Annotated in this window: 15 protein-coding genes; 5 read left to right on the forward strand and 10 right to left on the reverse strand. The window is 66.9% G+C overall.

The window, feature by feature from the left end; all coding sequences use genetic code 11:
• Positions 1–90: 90 nt before the first annotated feature.
• The 5 genes from ntrX to dusB form a co-directional block, all read right to left on the reverse strand.
• Positions 91–1482: a nitrogen assimilation response regulator NtrX gene (gene ntrX, locus DKT70_RS03335; RefSeq protein ID WP_111557779.1), complete on the reverse strand. Its 1392-nt coding sequence runs from the start codon at positions 1480–1482 to the stop codon at positions 91–93.
• The gene (locus DKT70_RS03340) at positions 1479–3737 is read right to left on the reverse strand and encodes a sensor histidine kinase NtrY-like (RefSeq protein WP_111557780.1); all 2259 of its coding nucleotides are present in this window, start codon (positions 3735–3737) and stop codon (positions 1479–1481) included. Before DKT70_RS03340 ends, ntrX begins: the two co-directional genes overlap by 4 nt.
• 74 nt (positions 3738–3811) lie before the next feature.
• Entirely contained in the window at positions 3812–5260 is a 1449-nt protein-coding gene (locus DKT70_RS03345; protein ID WP_111557781.1) for a response regulator, read from the reverse strand.
• A 12-nt stretch (positions 5261–5272) separates the two neighbouring features.
• Positions 5273–6385 carry a two-component system sensor histidine kinase NtrB gene (locus DKT70_RS03350; protein WP_111557782.1) on the reverse strand — a complete coding sequence of 371 codons (1113 nt, stop codon included), beginning with the start codon at positions 6383–6385 and terminating at the stop codon, positions 5273–5275.
• A complete protein-coding gene (dusB, locus tag DKT70_RS03355) occupies positions 6382–7398 on the reverse strand; it encodes a tRNA dihydrouridine synthase DusB (protein WP_111557783.1) in 1017 nt (338 codons plus the stop codon). Before dusB ends, DKT70_RS03350 begins: the two co-directional genes overlap by 4 nt.
• 243 nt (positions 7399–7641) lie before the next feature.
• On the opposite strand from dusB, the gene DKT70_RS03360 reads away from it, so the two are divergent.
• The gene (locus tag DKT70_RS03360) at positions 7642–9024 is read left to right on the forward strand and encodes an L-serine ammonia-lyase (protein WP_111557784.1); all 1383 of its coding nucleotides are present in this window, start codon (positions 7642–7644) and stop codon (positions 9022–9024) included.
• Here DKT70_RS03360 and DKT70_RS03365 read toward each other — a convergent pair.
• Complete coding sequence (locus DKT70_RS03365; protein ID WP_111557785.1) at positions 9021–10034, reverse strand: sensor histidine kinase; 1014 nt, start codon at positions 10032–10034, stop codon at positions 9021–9023. The two genes, DKT70_RS03360 and DKT70_RS03365, sit on opposite strands and share 4 nt — an antisense overlap.
• A 366-nt stretch (positions 10035–10400) precedes the next feature.
• Between DKT70_RS03365 and DKT70_RS03370 the strand changes: the two genes are divergently transcribed.
• The 3 genes from DKT70_RS03370 to DKT70_RS03380 all read left to right on the forward strand — a co-directional run bounded on the left by DKT70_RS03370 (position 10401) and on the right by DKT70_RS03380 (position 13982).
• A complete protein-coding gene (locus tag DKT70_RS03370) occupies positions 10401–10982 on the forward strand; it encodes a COG3650 family protein (protein WP_111557786.1) in 582 nt (193 codons plus the stop codon).
• A 130-nt stretch (positions 10983–11112) separates the two neighbouring features.
• Entirely contained in the window at positions 11113–13320 is a 2208-nt protein-coding gene (locus tag DKT70_RS03375; RefSeq protein ID WP_111557787.1) for a YjbH domain-containing protein, read from the forward strand.
• A gap of 2 nt (positions 13321–13322) precedes the next feature.
• Positions 13323–13982, forward strand: coding sequence for a YjbF family lipoprotein (locus DKT70_RS03380; protein ID WP_233490398.1), 660 nt, complete (start codon positions 13323–13325; stop codon positions 13980–13982).
• 155 nt (positions 13983–14137) lie between these two features.
• Here the strand turns inward: DKT70_RS03380 and DKT70_RS03385 are convergent, their stop codons facing one another.
• The 4 genes from DKT70_RS03385 to DKT70_RS03400 form a co-directional block, all read right to left on the reverse strand.
• Positions 14138–14347 (reverse strand): hypothetical protein, encoded by a 210-nt coding sequence (locus DKT70_RS03385; RefSeq protein ID WP_072295445.1) that lies wholly within the window; start codon positions 14345–14347, stop codon positions 14138–14140.
• Positions 14348–14540: 193 nt separating this feature from the next.
• Positions 14541–15323: a metal ABC transporter permease gene (locus DKT70_RS03390; protein ID WP_111557789.1), complete on the reverse strand. Its 783-nt coding sequence runs from the start codon at positions 15321–15323 to the stop codon at positions 14541–14543.
• Between the two features lie 12 nt (positions 15324–15335).
• Positions 15336–16094 carry a metal ABC transporter ATP-binding protein gene (locus DKT70_RS03395; RefSeq protein WP_111557914.1) on the reverse strand — a complete coding sequence of 253 codons (759 nt, stop codon included), beginning with the start codon at positions 16092–16094 and terminating at the stop codon, positions 15336–15338.
• Entirely contained in the window at positions 16088–16591 is a 504-nt protein-coding gene (locus DKT70_RS03400; protein ID WP_199559516.1) for a Fur family transcriptional regulator, read from the reverse strand. The genes DKT70_RS03395 and DKT70_RS03400 overlap by 7 nt, the downstream gene beginning before the upstream one ends.
• Positions 16592–16702: 111 nt before the next feature.
• On the opposite strand from DKT70_RS03400, the gene DKT70_RS03405 reads away from it, so the two are divergent.
• Positions 16703–17668: a zinc ABC transporter substrate-binding protein gene (locus tag DKT70_RS03405; protein WP_111557916.1), complete on the forward strand. Its 966-nt coding sequence runs from the start codon at positions 16703–16705 to the stop codon at positions 17666–17668.
• Positions 17669–17749: the final 81 nt, after the last annotated feature.

Here is a 17749-nt window from a genome sequence, read left to right on the forward strand (position 1 = left end):
TCTTGCCGTCCGCGCCCCACATTGGGACGCCGTCCATGCCTATGCCGGGGCGCGGTGACGCGCAAGCGCCCCGCACCCGTCACCTGCGCGTCACTTGCCCAGCACCATGTCCTCGTCGCTGCGCATGCCGCCCACGACGCCCAGGGATTTCAGCTTGCGATGCAGGGCGCTGCGCTCCATGCCGACGAATTGTGCGGTGCGGCTGATATTGCCGCCGAAGCGGTTGATCTGGGCGACCAGGTATTCGCGTTCGAACATCTCGCGCGCCTCGCGCAGGGCCATGGCGGTGACCTGCGGACCAAGGCTCAGCGCCTCGGCATTGTCGGGGGTCGCGCCCTGCGGTTCCAGTTCCGATGGCTGGATCGGCCCCGTCTCCTCAGCCAGGATCAGCACGCGCTCGATCACGTTGCGCAGCTGGCGGATGTTGCCCGGCCAGCGCATCGATTGCAGCGCCGCCACCGTGTCCTCGGGCAGCTCGCGCGGGGGCAGGCCTTGGGTCTTGTGGAAATGCTGGATGAAATGTTCCGCCAGCAGCGCGATGTCGTCGCGCCGATCGGCCAGCGAGGGCACCGCCAAAGGCACCACGTTCAGCCGGTCGAACAGCTCCTGCCGGAAGCGCCCTGCGGCGATTTCGGCGACCAGATCGCGGTTCGTCGACGACAGCACCCGCAGGTCCACCCGGACCCGGTCCGCGCCCCCCGCCCGCACGAATTGCTGTTCGGTCAGCACGCGCAGGATCTTGGGCTGGGTGCCCAAGGGCATGTCGCCAACCTCGTCGAAATAGATGATGCCGCCATGCGCCTGCTCCAGCAGGCCAGGCTCGATGCCGCGTTCAGGGGTTTCGCGGCCGAACAGCACCTCCTCCATGCGCTCGGGCTCGATCGTGGCGCAGGGAACGGTGATGAAGGGCGCGGAGGCACGCGGGCTGTGGGCGTGGATATAGCGCGCGGCCATCTCCTTGCCGGTGCCGGGTTCCCCCGCCAGCATCACCCGCCCGTTCGACCGCGCGACCTTGTCCAGCCCGTCGCGCAGGCGCTTGAAGGCGACCGAATGGCCCAGCATCTCGGTCGCCTTGTCGCCACCGCGCCGCAACGTGCTGTTTTCGCGGCGCAACCGGCTGGTTTCCATGGCGCGGTTGATGACCACCATCAGCTGGTCGATGTTGAAGGGCTTCTCGATGAAGTCATAGGCCCCCTGCTTGATGGCCGCGACCGCGATCTCGATATTGCCGTGGCCGGAAATGATGATCACAGGCACGTCGGGGTTGTTGCGCTTGACCTGCTTCAGGATGTCGATCCCGTCCATGCGGCTGTCCTTCAGCCAGATGTCCAGGATCATCAGCGAAGGTTCGCGGTCGTTCAGCGCCGCCACCGCATCGTCGGAATTGGCCGCCAGCCGGGTCTCGAACCCCTCGTCCTTCAGGATGTCCGCGATCAGTTCGCGGATGTCCCGTTCGTCATCGACGATCAGAATATCGCTCATAGTGTCGCCTCGTCTTTTTCTTGTCTGCTCTTGCGTTGGGGCGCGCGCATGGGGTGCCGCTCCCGTGGCAGCCGGATCTCGGCCATGGCGCCCGGCCTGTCGGGCGCATCCGTCAGGGACAGGCTGCCGCCATGCTCCTCGACGATCTTCTTGACGATGGGCAGGCCAAGGCCGGTGCCCTGGCTTTTCATCGTGACATAGGGTTCGAACAGCCGCGACCGGTCGGCGGGAAGTCCCGGGCCGTTGTCGGTGATGCGGATGCAGACCAGATCGGGCTGCACCTCCATCTGGACGCTGACGCGCGGCTGGATGTCGGGTTCGGCGGCCACGCGTTCCTCGACCGCCTCGCCCGCGTTCTTCAGCAGGTTGTTCAGCGCCTGGCGCAGCATGCCGCCGTCGCAATCCACGATGACGGGGTCGGCGGGAATGTCGACGATCAGCGCATCGTTCAGCGCATCCTGCTGCAACAGCACCACGTCGCGCAGCAGGGCCGCCATGTCGGTCTCGGCGCGGTCGGGTTCGGGCATGCGGGCAAAGCGGCTGAATTCGTCGACGATCCGGCGCAGGTCGCCCGTCTGGCGGATGATCACATCGGTATATTGCTCCAGCGCCGCGCGTTCGGATTCGGGTGCCAGCGGGCCGAACTTGCGGCGCAGGCGTTCGGCGGACAGCTGGATGGGGGTCAGCGGGTTCTTGATCTCGTGCGCGACGCGGCGGGCGACATCGCCCCAGGCGGCCATGCGCTGCGCGCTGACCAGTTCGGTCACGTCGTCGAAGGCCACCACGAAACCCTCCAGCGCACCATCGGCATTGCGGCGCACGGCCATGCGCACCAGCAGGCTTTCGGCGCGGCCCTCGCGGATGATGCGGACCTCGTCCTGGATGGTTTCCGCGACCGATCCCGACAGGCGTTCGAACAGCGGCGCGAATTCCGGCACCACCCGTGACAGCAGCGCGTCGATATCGCCCTTGGCATCCAGCCCCAGCAGACGACTGGCGGACCTGTTGACGAAATCGATTTCCCCCGCCGCGTCCAGCCCGATCACCCCCGACGTGACCGAGGTCAGCACGTTGTCGAACAGACGCCGCTGTTCGTCGCTGACGCGATAGCTCTCGATCAGCTCCTCGCGCTGCATCTTCAACTGGCGGGTCATGCGGTTGAAGGATTGGCCCAGGGTCTGGATCTCGTCGCCGGTCTTGGGTTCGGGGATCTGCAGGTCCAGATTGCCCTGCCCGACCTGTTCGCTGGCCCGCGCCAACAGCCCGATGGGGCGCGACAACCTGCTGGCGAACCACAGGCCCAGCCAGATCGCCGCCGCCACCAGCAGCAGCGCAAAGCCCAGATAGACCAGCGAAAATTCCAGCAGCACCTGGGACCGCATCTCCTCCAGCTGACGGTAATCGCCGACCGTGGCGCGGGTGTCGTCCAACAGCCCTAGCAGGCTGCCATCCACGTCGCGCGTGACGTAAAGATAGCGGTCCGCCAGCGGGGGCAGCGCGACAAGGGCGCGGAATTCGTCGTTGTCCCAATCCTCGATCAGGGTCAGGCCCTGGGTCTGGGCCAGGTCCAGCTGGTCGCTGGTCGGCGCCTCGTACCAGAACAGATAGCTGCGTTCGCCGCGCGCGCGGATCTCTGCGTTGCCATTGATGATATAGGCCTCGCGCAGGCCGCGTTGGATCAGGCCCTGCCCCTGCGCCAGCAGCTGGCGCATCTCTCCGTCTTCGATCAGGGGATTGGCGCGGCCGGCCTGGGTCAGGACATTGGCCAAGGCGCGCGCATCCTGCGACAGGTCGCGACGATGTTCGGCCTGATAGGCTTCGGCCGCGGCCTGGGACGTGGTGACGACCTGCTGAACCCGGTCGGAAAACCAGCCCTCCAGCCCGATATTGACCAGGAAACCGGCAAACAGCGCGACCAGAACCGTCGGCACCAGCGCCAGCCCGCCAAAGATCATCACCAGCCGCCCATGCAGCTTGGAGGCCGGGCCCGCACGCCGGCGCGCGGCGATCAGGCGCGCCATGCGGGCCACGATGAAGCCGATCAGCACCAGCAGGAAGACCAGGTCGGCCAGCAGCACCAGCCGCAGCGTTTCCCCCTGCATGCCCCGCCCGAAAGGCCCCATGACCGCGAATGTGGCAGCGGCCAGCACCACGCCCGTAAGCACGATGCCCCAGGTCAGAAACCCGCGCCATTGTCGCGGCATACGGATACGGGCCAACCTGTCCCAGCTGAGCCCTGTCACTAGGCCTGTCATAACCCCCACTCGCCGTCTGCGCGGCTTTCATTGGCGGGCAGCGCGTGACCTTGTCGCTGCGCCCTGTGGCGGTTTTACATCAGTTTGCGGCGCCGTGTCACCTCGATATTCAGCTCGGTCAGTTTCTTGCGCAGCGTGTTGCGGTTGATGCCCAGCAGATCGGCGCAACGCAGCTGGTTGCCCCCCGTCGCATCCAGCGCCACCTGCAGCAGCGGACGCTCGACCTCGCGTAGGATGCGGTCATAGAGCCCCGGAGGCGGCAGCGCGTCCCCGTGCAGGTCGAAATACCGCTGCAGATGCGCCTCGACCGAATCCGACAGGCGCGAATTGCCCGGCGCGACCGGCGCGGCGCTGGCGGGTTCGGCGGTGATGGTGCTGGCCATGCTGACCGGCGCGACCGCCGAGGGGCGACTGCCCGTCTGCTGGGACAGGGCCTCGCGCATTTCCGAGGCGCTGATCATCGCGCCGCTGGCCGTCAGGGCCAAGCGGCGCATCATGTTTTCCAGCTCGCGCACGTTGCCGGGGAAGGGATGAGCGCGCAGCAGGGCCGCGGCATCATCGGCCAGATCGCGTTCCGGCAAGCCCTGCGCCGCCGCGCGGGCCAGCAGATGCGCGGCCAGCGGCAGGATGTCGTCCACGCGCGCGCGAAGCGGCGGCACGCTGACCGTCACCCCCGCCAGGCGGTAATACAGGTCCGACCGCAGCCGCCCGTTGCTGACATCGGCCTGTGGATCGGGCCCGGTGGTGGTGACGATGCGCGGGGCGCTGGCGCGGTCGGGCCCCGATTCCAGCACCTCGATCATGCCGATCAGGCGGGCCTGCGCGGCGGGATCAAAGCCCGCGGGGTTCTCGATGATGATGGTACCGCCGCGCGCCTTGTCGGCGGCGCGGTTGATCGCATCCTCGCCCGCATCCGATGATGTCAGGATCGCCAGCCCCCGGTCGCGCCGGTCCGACAGGTCGTGGAAGCTTCGCGCGATGGTGGTCTTGCCCACGCCCGCCTCGCCGGCGATGATCACCGGCAGATCGGCGTTCAGCACCCGCGCCACCATGCGGAACAGGGCCTGCATGCTGGGCGCATGCCCGATCAGCGGCATGGCCGGATCGGCGGCCTCGCGCGGGACCGGCAGCGCCTCGGGGACGGGGTCGGACTTGCGCGGACGGCGCGACAGAGCCTGGTTGGCCTTGCCCATCAGGTCCGGCAGGTCGAAGGGCTTGGGCAGGTATTCAAAGGCATCCGCCTCGGTCGCGCGGATTGCCGTCACGATGGTGTTCTGCGCCGAGATCACGATGACCGGCAGGTCGGGGCGCGCCTCGCGGATGGCGGGGATGCGGTCGATGCCGTTGCCGTCGGGCATCATCACGTCGGTGATGACCAGGTCGCCCCGCCCCTCCTCGACCCATTTGGACAGCTGCGCCAGGCTGCCGGTCGCATGGACGCGGCATCCCGCGCGCGTCAGCGCCTGCGTCAGCACCGTGCGGATGGTGCGGTCGTCATCGGCGATCAGAACGGTTCCGTCCATGATGTCAGGTCCTTATGCCTTGGGCAGTGATATGCGAAACACGGTGCGACCGGGGCGGCTGTCCACGCGGATCAGCGCGCCGTGGTCGGTGATGATCTTGCTGACCAGCGCCAGTCCCAGCCCGGTGCCGTTCTCCCGGCCCGAGACGAAGGGCTCGAACACCTGGTCGGCGATGCTGGCGGGAAAGCCGGGGCCGTTATCCTCGATCTCGATCTGCAGGGGCAGCGGGCGCCCCGTGGGGTCGGCGTCGTCGGGCGGCAGGCGCAGGGTGTGGTCATAGAAGCTGCGCAGCTTGATCGTCCCGCCCGCCTTGCCCGCCAGCGCCTCGGAGGCATTCTTGACCAGGTTCAGGCAGACCTGCGTCAACTGGTCGGCATCGGCCAGCGCCACGGGCAGGGACGGGTCGTAATCGGTCACGATCGCCACGTCGCGCCCGAACCCCACCGCCGCCGACCGGCGCACCTGTTCCAGCACGTCATGCACGTTCAGCGCCGCCAGCTTGGGCGCCGAGGTGTCGCCGAAGCGTTCCACCTGTTCCAGCAGCGCGACGATCCGGCGCGATTCGCTGACGATCATCTCGGCCATCTCGCGGTCTTCGGGGGTGGCATTCATCGCCATCAACTGGGCCGCGCCGCGGATACCGGCCAGGGGGTTCTTGATCTCATGCGCCAGCATTTCCGACATGCCGATGGCGCTGCGCGCGGCGCTGCGCACGCTGCGGCTTTGCAGCAGGCTGTCGTCATCCTGCGGCACGATCAGGAACACCACCGCTCCGCCGGTTTCGGGCGCGGGGGCGGCATGGACGACGGCGCGGCGGGCCTGATGGCCGCCTGCCCGGTCGCCGATCTCGAAGCGGACGGCGTTCTGGTACAGCGCCTCGTCGCTGGCCAGCACGCGGCCCATCAGCGGGCGCAGGCTGGGCGCGATGCGCAGGCGGGTCGCCATGTCATCGCCGTCCAGCGCCTTGCCCAGTGTCGAGGTGCGCGACATGTTCAGCCAGATTTCCGCCGCATCGTTCATCGCGGCCACGCGGCCCTTCGCATCCAGGATCAACGCCGGCATGGGCAGCGCATCCAGCCCGGGGCCGGTCACCGCATCGACGAAATCCCTGGGGCGGTGGGTCATGCGGCGGCCCTTCCGGTCTGATCGCCGGGGGCATCGGCAAAGGCCTGTCGGATCAGCGCGATGGTGGCGCCAGGCGTATCGGCGCGCAGCATCTGGGCGCGCAGGGGGGCGTCGTTCGCCTCGGCATACCAGCCCAGATGCTTGCGCGCGACGCGCAGGCCCAGCTCGGGGCCATAGAACGCCATCATGTCCTCGTAGTGGTCCTGGACCAGGTCGGCCAGCGCGTCGCCGCGCGGGATGACCGGCGCGGGCGTCCCCCACAGCTGATGGGCGATCTGCGCCAGCCGCCATGGCGCACCCTGCGCGCCCCGGCCCACCATCACCGCCTCGGCCCCCGATTGCGCCAATGCGGCGCGGGCGCTGTCCGCGTCGACCACGTCGCCATTGGCGACCAAGGGCGGACGGCCCGGCAGGTTGGACACGGCGCGGATCGCGGTCCAGTCGGCCTGCCCCTTGTAGAACTGCGCCCGCGTGCGGCCATGCACGGTCAGCATCGCCACCCCGGCATCGCGCGCCCGTGCCGACAGATCGGCGGCATTCAGGCAATCATCGTCCCAGCCCAGGCGCATCTTCAGCGTCACCGGCACATCGACCGCGCCCACGACCGCATCGATCAGCGACAGCGCCAGATCCAGATCGCGCATCAGCGCCGCGCCGGACAGACCGCCCGTGACCTTCTTGGCGGGGCAGCCCATGTTGATGTCGATGACACGGGCGCCCATGCCTTCGACGATGCGGGCGGTTTCGGCCATGGGGGCGGGTTCGCGCCCGGCGATCTGCACGCTGACGGGCAGCGCGCCCTCGGTCAGGGCCTTGGCGCGGACCGAGGCGCGGTTCGACGGCCGGGGCGTCACCATCTCGGTCGAGGCGACCATCTCGCTGACCAGCAATCCTGCGCCGAAACGCGCGACGGCCCGCCTGAAGGGCACATCGGTGATCCCGGCCATCGGGGCCAGGAAAACCGGAGGCCCCAGGCGCGTGTCGCCAAGAATGATCGGGTCTGGCAAATCCATATCCTGTTCCTTTACCGATGACGGGCAGCCTGCAAGAAGGGCAGAGGACCCCCACCCTGCCCATTTCACAGGCGGCCCCTTATTGCTTATTTAATTAGCATATTGCTATAATTTTAACCATATGACGCGTCAGACCCAAGGGGATGGGCATGTCGCAACTGGACCCCTGAATGGTCGCGTCCAGCTATGGCAGCGTCGCGCCGGTCCTGATTAGATGGGGCCAGCATTTGCAAGGGGGATCTCATGTTTCTGTCGGTGTTCGACCTGCTGAAGGTGGGGGTCGGTCCGTCATCGTCCCACACGATGGGACCGATGGTGGCGGCATCGCGCTTTCTGGACGCCCTGCGGCTGCAGCCCTTTCAGGCGCATGGACTGCGGGCCAGCCTGCATGGCAGCCTGGCCTTCACCGGCAAGGGGCATGCGACGGATCGTGCCACCATCCTGGGGCTGGCCGGCTTCACCCCCGCCACCATGGACCCCGAGGCCGCCGAAGCGGCCCTGCAGGCCATCCGTGACACCCATCGCATCACCCCGCCGCGGCTGGAACCGTTGCAGTTCGACCCCGACCGGGACCTGCGCTTCGATTACGACCACGCCCTGCCCGGCCATGCCAATGGCATGACGCTGTCGGCCACCGATGCCCAAGGGGACGTGATCTTCCATCAGATCTACTACTCGATCGGCGGCGGCTTCGTCATGACCGACGAGGAACTGGCGCGCCGCCATGACGAAGACCGCAGCGACGCCAGCAGCAGCGTCCCCTTTCCCTTCGCCACGGCCCAGCAGATGCTGGACATGGCCGAGGCGTCCGGCAAGTCCATCGCCCGCATGAAGGAGGAGAACGAGCTGTGCTTCCGGTCGCGACCCGAACTGCATGACGGGCTGATGCAGATCTGGCAGGTGATGCGCGACTGCATGGATCGCGGGCTGACCACGGACGGCATCCTGCCCGGCGGGCTGAAGGTGCGCCGACGGGCCAAGGGCATCCACGAAAAGCTGATGGCCGAACGCGGCATGAACATGACCGCGCCCCATATCATCAACGACTGGATGTCGACCTATGCCATGGCCGTGAACGAGGAGAACGCCGCCGGCGGCCAGGTCGTCACGGCCCCCACCAACGGCGCGGCGGGCACCATGCCGGCGGTCATCCGGTACTGGCTGGACCATGTGCCGGGGGCGTCCGAACGCCTGCTGCCCGATTTCCTGCTGACGGCGGCGGCGGTGGGCGGGCTGATCAAGCACAACGCCTCGATCTCGGGGGCGGAATGCGGCTGCCAGGCCGAGGTGGGGTCGGCATCGGCCATGGCCGCCGCGGGCCTTGCCGCCGTGCTGGGCGGCACGCCACGCCAGATCGAGAATGCCGCCGAGATCGCGCTGGAGCATCACCTGGGGATGACCTGCGACCCGGTGGCGGGACTGGTCCAGGTGCCCTGCATCGAAAGAAACGGCCTCGGCGCGATCAAGGCGATCAGCGCGGCCAGCCTGTCGATGCGCGGCGATGGCCATCACATCGTGTCGCTGGACGTGGCCATCGAGACCATGCGTCAGACCGGCCGCGACATGTCCGACAAGTATAAGGAAACCTCGCTTGGCGGCTTGGCCGTGAACGTCCCGAACTGCTAGGCGCTGAGCCGTCCGCGCAGGTGGTAACGCAGGCCCGCCGGGTCGAAGCTGACATCGCCATCGCCTTCGAAATAGGTGGGGACGATCATGTTGACCAGCTTCGACCCAAAGCCTTCACGCTCGGGTGGCCGGACAGGGGCGCCGCCACGTTCGATCCAGTCCAGGGAAAACGCGTCGCCTTGCACGGCCCAGGTCAGGTCAACAGCCCCTTCGGGGACCGACAGCGCGCCGTATTTCGCAGCATTGGTCGACAACTCGTACAGCGCCAGCGACAGTCCGACCGCCTGTTGCGAACTCAGCCGCACGGCAGGACCGCCAAGCCGGATGCGATCACCGCCATCCAGATGCGCGCCGATGGACCGCGCCATGACATCGGTGATCTCGGCGCTGTCGCCCAGTTCCGTGAACAGCCCCTGGGCGCGGGCCAGCGCCATGATGCGCGCGCCGACCGAGTCGCGCGCCTCCTGGATCGAGGTGGCGTTGCGCAGGCTGGCCGACACGACGGTCGAGGTAACCGACAGGATGTTCTTGATCCGGTGCAGCAATTCCTGTTGCATGATCTGCTGGTTGCGGCGGGCCAGCACGACCTCGGTCACGTCGACGGTGATGTTGATCAGACCGGCCACCGTGCCATCATCGTCATAGAGCGGGCCATAGCTGAAGGTCCAGAAGGTTTCCTCGTCAAACCCGTTGCGGGTCATCACCAGGCGCATTTCTTCGCTGTAGGTGCCGCGACCGGACAATGCCACGTCGACCAGTGGTTTCACGTCCTCCCAGACATCCGCCCAGATGGTGCGGAAAGGCTGCCCCAAGGCACGGCTTTCCTTTCTGCCTAAAGCCGGCGCATAGGCGTCGTTATACAGCATCGTCAGTTCCGGCCCCCAGAACATGCAGGCGGCGTGACGCTGACCCAAAAGGATGCGCACCGCGCTGAGAAGGGCGGTGGACCATTGCTCGATCGGGCCAAGCGGTGTCTGGGACCAGTCGAAATCCCGGATGGCGCGGCCCATGACCCCGTCATCCCAGGCAAATCGATGCGCGGTGGGGGTGACAAGTCGTTCCGGACCCGCTGATGATGACATGACTGGCAAGACCCGAAGCAAGGAACAGATATCCCGTCGACCCTTGCCCGCTTTTCTTGGCAAATCAATGGGCGGCAAGGGCTGGAGGCCAGTTCGGCGCAATATAGACACCTGCTTTGGATGGCCAGAGGCGGTTGGATTATCATTTGTTCAACCGACCGCCGCATCTATCCGCCCCCGGCCATGCGAAAGGCGGGCGACCGCCCGCCTTGGGGCGTGACGCTTGCCCCACGGGCGCGTGATTGGTAACGCTTGACGGACAGTGATCCAGACCGAACCACAAGGCCAGACCCCATGTTCCCCCAACTGCCCATCCGTCTTGCGCTTCTTGCGCTGATCAGCCTTCCCCTGACGGCCTGCGACACGCAGTCCATGGCCGACCTGCGCCGCAATATCGGGCTGGACCAGTCCGAACCCGAAGCCGAAGATCCCGCCAAGCCCCGCCCGCCCGCCGTCTCGCCCCTGGTGGAACCGATCGAGACCGGCGCCGCGCCCGCCAAGCCCATCCCGACCGCCGAGCCGCTGACCTATCGCGCCACGAATTTCGTCGCCCGCGGAAACGAGCCTTTCTGGAACGTCGAGGTCGGCGGAACCTCGGCCACCTATCGCACGCCGGAAAACCAGTCGGGTCGCCAGATCGAGGTCAGGCGCATCGTCTTTGATCGCGGCGTGGAATATATCGGCGTCCTGAACGGCCGGCCCTTCGTGCTGAACATGACGGCCACCGAATGCCAGGACACGATGGCGGACCAGAAATACCCGCTGACGGCCCGCCTGACGGTCAGCGGCCAGACGCAGCAGGGCTGCGCATCGGTCGCCCAGCCTGCCACCGCCGCCGCCGCCGAAACGCCTGCCGAGACGCCTGCCGCCGGCTGATCCCGTCGCGGCGCGTTCACGCATTCGTGTGTCGATGCGCGCCGCGAACCCTGCCAAGGCCCAAGTCCATGGCACCGTCCTGAAATGCCACTGCCACCTTCAGCCCCCGCCCGCCGAAAGGAAGACGCCGATGCGCCGCTCGCGCCTGACCAGCCAGCTGATGGCCACCACCCTGCCCCTGGCCGTTCTGGTCGGTGCAGGCTATGCCATCGCCGACCCGATGCTGGCCCGAAACATGTCCAGCTATGGCATGCCGGGCGGGATCGACACCCCCACCGCCGAGACCCTGCCCGAAGGCACGTTGGGGGCGACCATCTCGAAATCGGACTATGCGCTGCGCACCAACGTGGTCTTCCAGGTGCTGCCGCAGCTGACCGCCGCCCTGCGTTACAGCCGGGTCGAGGGCATCAGCGATTTCCGCGATGACGGCTTCATCTATGACCGGTCCTTCGACCTGCGCTACCAGGTGGTCGAACAAGAGGGCTGGCGGCCTGCGGTATCCGTCGGCGTGCAGGATTTCCTGGGCACTGGCGTCTATTCGGGCGAATACATCGTCGCTACCCGCGACATCACCCCCCGCATCCGCGCCAGCGCGGGCCTTGGCTGGGGGACGCTGGCGGGCAAGCCGCGGGTGATCGACGCCACCGACGAAGGCGGCACCGCCAATGTCGAAAACTGGTTCAGCGGCGGGGCCAAGCCCTTTGCCTCGATCAACATGCAGGTCAACGACAAGCTGAGCGTCACGGCGGAATATTCCAACGACGTCTATCGCAGCAGCTATCGCCTGCGGAACGGCAATCTGAACACCTTCCAGCAGGGCGACAAGGAACCGGGCAACCTGAACTTCGGCGCCAACTACAAGTTCGGTCGTAACTATGAGGTCGGCGCCTATGTCATCGGCGGCGAGACCGTCGGCGCGCAGTTCACCGTCGCGCTGAACCCGCGCGAATCCGCCTATCCCTCGGGGCTGGAAAAGGCGCCCGCGCCGGTCCGCCCGCGTCCCGCCCGCGATGCCGATCCCGAAGGCTGGTCCGGCCAATGGGCGCAGGACCCCACCGCGCAACCCGCCATCCAGAAGTCGCTGTCGGACGCGCTGGCCGGTGAGGGCCAACTGCTGGAAAGCATGGCCCTGTCGCCCACCCGCGCCGAGGTCCGCATCCGCAACCAGCGCTATGTCCAGCAGGCTCAGGCCATCGGCCGCACCGCGCGCCTGATGACGCGGGCGCTGCCGCCCTCGGTGGAAACCTTCGTCATCACATCCTCGGCCGATGGGGTTCCGGCGTCTTCGGTCACGCTGCGGCGGTCCGACGTGGAACGGCTGGAAAACACCGAGGCCGGCAAGATCGCCGCAGCCAGCGCGCTGTCGGATGCGCCGCTGCGCCAAGGCGACCTGACCATGACCGAAGATCTGTTCCCGCGCTTTCGCTGGCGCGTCGGGCCCTATCTGGACCTCGGCCTCTTCGACCCCGAGGAACCGCTGCGCTATGAGGTCGGGGCCGAGGCCCGCGCAAGTTACGAGATCACCCCCGGCCTGGTGCTGACCGGCGCGATCCGGCAGCGCGCCTTTGGCGACAAGGAACAGCGCGGTCCGGGGATCCCCGCATCCGAAAACAACGGCGTGCGCGGCGATCATTACACCGCCGAGGAATACCTGGCCGATCCCAGCCTGGAAACCACGCCCGAAGGCGTGCCTCGCGTGCGGTCGGACACGCGGATGTATTCGGGCAATACCAGCCCGGTCATTCCCGAACTGACGCTGGCTTGGTTCGCCCGGCCCACCGAACAGGTCTACAGCCGCGTGACCGTCGGCCTGTTGGAGCAGGCCTATGGCGGTGTTTCCGCCGAAGTGCTGTGGAAGCCCGCGAATTCGCCCCTGGCCTTCGGCGCCGAGGTGAACCGCGTCCGCAAGCGCGACTTCGACGGGCTGCTGGATTTCCGCGACTATGAGGTCACGACCGGCCATGTCTCGGCCTATTACGAATTCAGCCAGGGCTTCACGGCCCAGCTGGATGTCGGCCAGTATCTGGCGGGCGACAAGGGCGCGACCGTCACCCTGACCCGCGAATTCGAGAACGGCTGGCGCGTCGGCGCCTTTGCCACCAAGACCGATCTCAGCGCCGAGGAATTCGGCGAGGGCAGCTTCGACAAGGGCATCACCCTGTCGATCCCGATCAGCTGGGCCACCGGCACGCCGACCCGCGACCGCGCCAGCACCACGATCCGGTCCCTGTCGCGCGACGGCGGCGCCCGGCTGGAGGTCAACGACCGTCTGTACGACAAGGTCCGCGACAGCCAGACCGTCAAACTCTATCAAGGCTGGGGGAGCTTCTGGCGATGAACATGGCACAGGCCCGCAATGGCGCGATGGCGCTGACCCTGCTGGCGGCGCTGGCCGCCTGCAGCAACCAGGGACCGGACGAAGGCGGGACGACCCCGGCCTCTGTTCTGGCCCGGACGGTACAACAGGCGATCAGCGCCCGCACCGCCGAACCCGCCCCGGCCGCTGCCCCGAAATCCGCGCAGGAACGCGTGGCCGAGGCGCTGCGCGTCAATCCCGGCCCGCTGATCCAGGTGGGCTTCGAAGGGCTGGGCCGCACCCAGATCCTGGCCATGACCGGTCAGAATGGCGCGATGCGCACCTATATGACCCCCGCCGAAGAGGCCGTCATCCTGCGCAACGGCATGCTGGTCGGCACCAAGGGCCTGGGCCGCGACCTGGCCGTGGCCGAACCGGGCACCGAAGCGCTGATCCGTGCCGGCCAGTCGGGGCGCGGCACGCGCATCATGCGGTATCTGGGGGGCGACGGTCTGGAACGCCCGCTGCAATTCGATTGCACCACCGGCCCCGGCCCCAATCCTGGCGTCATTACCGAAGATTGCGCGGGCCACGGCGTGACCTTCCAAAACAGCTATATGGTGCAGGGCGGACAGATCCCCGTGTCGCGCCAATGGGTCGGACCGGGCTTGGGCTATATCACGGTGCAGACGCTGCGCCCCTGAGAACCGTCATGCCTGAAATGCGAAAAGCCGGCCCTGCAGGGCCGGCTTTTTCTTGTCCGCATCTGTTGCCTGAATGGGTGGCGTCCGGACAAAAGAAAAAGGGCCGACCAATGGCCAGCCCTTTTGGAAACGGATCAGGAAGATCCGCTTCGAGATCAGCTGTCGTCGTCGTCCGAAGCGACTGCAGCGATGACGCCCAGCAGCAGCAGGGCGGGGACAACCAGACCGGCGTTCGAGGAAGCGGGCTGCTCCTCGACGACGACGGGCTCAACTTCGACGACGGGTGCGACGTAGCCACCGGCCAGAGCCGAGGTTGCGGTCAGGCCGAGGGCGGCAGCGAAAGTAGCGAATTTGGTCATGATCATGCTCCGTTTCGATTGAAGGCTGCCGTTTCCGGCAACATCGCTGCGACAGTTACACAAACCCCGTCACTTGAAAAGCTGGATTGAAATGAATCAATCGTGGGGCTGCATGCACTGTTGCATATTGGCCAACCCCCGTTTCGCCGCTTCGTTCCCTGCTTTGTCAAACGCCGGAAATTACTGTGACATATCCGCACTAACCGCGCCGAAACGCCTGCGAGAGCAGGAAAAATATTGCAGCCGATGCAACGATCGAGGGGCCGGCGGGTGTGTCCAGATGCAGGCTGGAATACAACCCTGCGATGACCGAACCGGCGGCAATCAGCGCAGCGACGGCGGCCATCCGCTCGGGGGAACCCGCCCATCCGCGGGCTGCCGCCGCCGGAACGATCAGCATCGCGGAAATCAGCAATGACCCCACCACTCGAATCGCCAAGGCGACGACGACGGCTAGGGCCAGCGACAGGACCAGACGTTCGATGCGCGGATCGATCCCCGCGGCCATGGCCAGTTCCTCGTTCAGACTGCTGGTGACAAGGCGCTGCCATCGCAGGATCAGCAGGCCAAGAACCAGCGCCGCCCCCACCCAGATCAGCGCCAGATCGAACCGACCGACGGCCAGAATATCCCCGAACAGGTAACCGTTGAGATCGGACCGCGCGCTTGGCACGAAGCTGATCGCCACCAGACCGAAGGCCAGCGCCGTGTGGGACAGCACGCCCAGCATCGTGTCCATCGCCTGCCCCCGCGCCACCAGCGTCGACACCAGGCAGGCCATCGCGACCGCCACTGCAAGCGTCCCGACATAGATGGACAGATCAAAGGCCAGCGCCAGCGCCACGCCCAGGATCGCCGCATGGGCGGTCGAATCGCCGAAATAGGCCATGCGCCGCCACACGACAAAGCTGCCGAGCGGTCCCGCGACCAGCGCCAGCCCTAGCCCGGCCAGAACCGCGCGGAAGAAGAAATCGTCAAGCATGGTGGTCTTTCGTCAGGCTGAATGGGCCGCGTGATGGGTGTGGTCGCAATCATGCGCATGGTCGTGATCGTGGTCATGGTGGTGCTGGTAAAGGGCCAGCATGCCCTGCGCCTCGGCGCCGAACAGGGCGCGGTATTCGGGGGCGCCGCTGACATGCTGGGGGGTGCCCTCGCAGCAGATATGGCCGTTCAGGCAGACCACCCGGTCCGAGGACCGCATCACCACCAGCAGGTCATGGCTGACCATCAGGACGGCGGCGCCGGTCTGGCGGCGGACATCCTCGATCAGCTGATAGAAGGCGACAATGCCTGGCTGATCCAGCCCCTGCGTCGGTTCGTCCAGCACCAGCAGATGCGGTGACCGCAGCAGGGCGCGGGCCAGCAGCACGCGCTGAAACTGGCCACCCGACAGCTGGGTCAACTGGCGCGCGCCCAGTCCCGGCACGCCGGTCCGTTCCAGCACGGCGGAGGCCTCGGCGTCGGTGACACGGGTCGGCAGCGACAGGAAGCGCCGCACCGTCATCGGGATGGCGGTATCCAGCTGCACCCGCTGCGGCACATAGCCGATGCGCAGCCCGGCCTGACGGGTCACCCGGCCCGCGGCCAAGCCCATCTGGCCCAGCAAAGCCCGGATCAGCGACGACTTGCCCGACCCGTTCGGGCCGACCACGGTCACGATCTCTCCGGGGGCGATGTGGAAATCGACATCGGCCAGCACCGGATCGACGGTGCCGGGGCGATGGATGGTCATGGCCTCGGCCCGAATCAGCATGGCGCCCCGGCATCCGATGCGGCGCAGGTCGCGCACAGCCCCAACGCCTCGATCGTGGCGCGTTCGACCCGGAACCCGCCCGCCTTGGCCACCTGCGCCAGCGCGTCGCGGATCGGGGTGACGGGGGCCTCGGCGACCCGGTCGCAGCTACGGCAGATCAGGAAGACCGGGTGATGATCGTCCCCCGGATGCAGGCAAGCCGCAAAGGCGTTCAACCGCTGAAGCCGATGCGCCAGCCCATGCTGCACCAGAAATTCCAGCGCCCGATAGGCGACGGGAGGCTGGCGTCCGAAGCCTTCGGCGGCCAGCCGGTCCAGAACGTCATAGGCACCCATGGCGCGGTGACTTTCCAGCAGGATCTCCAGCGTGCGGCGGCGCACGGGCGTCAGCCGCGCGCCCTGATCCTTCAGGCGGGCGGCAGCCTCGTCCAAGGCGCGGTGGGCGCATTCTTGATGATCATGCGGCTCGAAGGCCGCGGCGATTGCGTCATCGGTCACGGATGGGTCAGCCTTTCACGCTGTCGCGTTACTTTATTACAATTGTGTTGACTTGTTACTCTATAACACACAGAACCCGCCCATCGCAACAAACCCCGATCGGAGATGTCGATGCCCCGCCTGCCCCTTCTTGCCGCGACCCTGACCATGACCGCCCTGCCCGCCTTCGCGGCCCCCGATGTCGTCACGGACATGTCCCCCACCGGCGCCCTTGTCCAAGAGGTGATGGGCGATCTGGGCACCGTGCATATCCTGCTGCCGCGTGCGGCCAGCGCGCATCAATACACAATGCGGCCGTCGGATGCACGGTCGCTGCAGGGCGCCGATCTGCTGGTCTGGATGGGGCCGGAACTGACGCCCTGGCTGGAACGCTCGGCGGAAAACCTGGCCGAGGACACGCGGCAGCTGCGTCTGCTGACGGTCGATGGGACCATCCTGCAGCGCTATGATGAAGGCGGGCATGAGCATCAAGGGCACGACCACGGCGACCATGAGGCCCCTGAAGATCACGGGGATCGTGAAGATCACGGCCAGGAAGGCGGGCATCAGGGCCACGATCACGAAGGCATCGACCCGCATGCGTGGCTGAACCCGCAAAATGCCGGCCCGTGGCTGGACAGCATCGCCGCCACCCTGTCGGAACAGGACCCGCAGAACGCCGAAACCTACCGGCAGAATGCGCGGGCCGCCGCCGAAAGGATTGCCGCGCTGGACACGTCCCTGTCGGAACGCCTCGCCCCTTGGTCCGATACCAGCTTCGTGGTCTTCCATGACGCCTATTCCTATTTCACCCAGCATTTCGGGCTGAAATCGGCGGTTGCCCTGTCCCTGGGCGATGCGGCCACACCCTCGGCGGCGCGGGTTCAGCTTGTGCGCGACCAGGTCATCGCCACCAAGGCTGTCTGTGCCTTTCCCGAATTCGCCCATGATCCGTCCCTGCTGGCAACCGTCACCGAAGGCACCGACACCCGCACCGGAGGCGAGCTGAGCCCGGAGGGCGCTGATGGCAATGCGGAGAGCTATGACGCCATCCTGACCGGTCTGGCCGATACGATCATCGCCTGCTTCGAGGGCTGATCGAACACAGGAAAGGCGGTTCAATATTACGCGATATCAGTATCTTGCGTCAATGAACCGCCTTCCGGATTAAATCCGACC

The sequence above is a fragment of the Paracoccus sediminilitoris genome, assembly GCF_003259195.1.
In the GTDB taxonomy this organism is placed as follows: domain Bacteria; phylum Pseudomonadota; class Alphaproteobacteria; order Rhodobacterales; family Rhodobacteraceae; genus Paracoccus; species Paracoccus sediminilitoris.